This is a genomic window from Vallitalea maricola (assembly GCF_036985595.1).
GTDB lineage: Bacteria > Bacillota > Clostridia > Lachnospirales > Vallitaleaceae > Vallitalea > Vallitalea maricola.
The window spans coordinates 1-214 of record NZ_BTPU01000447.1; the positions used below are offsets into that span (position 1 = coordinate 1).

The following is a 214-nucleotide window of genomic DNA, read 5'->3' on the forward strand; positions in this document are numbered from 1 at the left end:
ACATAGGCGTTAGTCACGCCTATGCGACAGGTGCACGCCAAAACGGCGCTGAGATCATCCGCTTTTGCCCAGTGACGGGAACGGAACAGCAGCCAGATGGCACATGGATTGTGCGCACAGAAAAGGGTGATATCCATACGCAGTGGATTGTGAATGCCGCGGGCCTGTGGGGACGCGAGGTGGCTGCGATGGCGGGGATCACATTGCCGCTGCA

1 protein-coding gene is annotated in these 214 nt (G+C 58.9%); it reads left to right on the forward strand.

The window, feature by feature from the left end; genetic code table 11:
* Window positions 1-2 precede the first annotated feature (2 nt).
* On the forward strand, window positions 3-214 hold a 212-nt coding region (locus tag AACQ14_RS24890; protein ID WP_353514047.1), incomplete at its 3' end, for an FAD-dependent oxidoreductase.